At 78.0% G+C, this 826-nt stretch carries 1 pseudogene; it reads right to left on the reverse strand.

Annotated features, from left to right (window positions below):
- A pseudogene (locus D7Y15_RS43665) lies at positions 1-826 on the reverse strand (hypothetical protein); the annotation flags it as partial.

Below are 826 nucleotides of genomic sequence, written 5' to 3' on the forward strand. Positions count from 1 at the left end.
GCGGGGCCATGGGCGTTCGACGGATCGTTGATGTCGAAGGTGAACGCGTCCTCGGGCGCGGGCTGCGCGGGGACGGGCAGGGTGCCGTCGTCCGCGAAGTCGAAGTCGGGCGTGCCGAAGTCGGCCTCGGCGGGCGGGGCGGCGGCGACGGGATCTTCGGAGAAGTCGAAGTCGCGCGCGGTGCCGGCGGGCTCGTGCGTGCCGTAGGCGGCGGGCGCGGCGGGCTCGCGGAAGGCGGCGTTGGGGACGGGGATGGCGACGACGCGGGTCACGTCCTCGCGCGGCTCGGAGAAGTCAGTGGTGTCGACCGAGGAGAACTCGCCGCTGCTGACCTCCGCGAAGTCGTCCTCCGCGGCCATGGGCGCGGGGGCCGGCGGCGCGGCGTCCATGTCGAAGCTGAACGAGTCGTCCGGCAGGGCCACCGGCGCGCCGGGTCCCGCGTCGAGCGAGATGGCCCGGGGCGCGGCCACGCCCGGCGAGGCATAGGCCGCGGGCGGGAGTTCGTCGTCGAAGGAGAACGGATCCTCGGGGACGGGCGGAGCGGCGTTACCCGGCAGCGGGATGGCGGCGGGGCGTGGAGCGGCCGCGCCAGGAAGTGGGATGGCCGGGCCCGCGCCCATGGGGATGGCGGCGGACTGCGGCGCGGCGCTACCGGGCAGCGGGATGGCTGCGGAGCGCGGAGCGGCCGTGCCGGGCAGCGGGATGGCCGGGCCCGCGCCCATGGGGACGGCGGCGGACTGCGGCGCGGCTGCACCGGGGAGCGGGATGGCGGCGGACTGCGGCGCCGCGGCGCGGGGCGCGGCGGCTCCCGGCAGGGGGATGGCGG

The sequence above is a fragment of the Corallococcus sp. AB030 genome (assembly GCF_003668965.1).
Classification (GTDB): domain Bacteria; phylum Myxococcota; class Myxococcia; order Myxococcales; family Myxococcaceae; genus Corallococcus; species Corallococcus exiguus.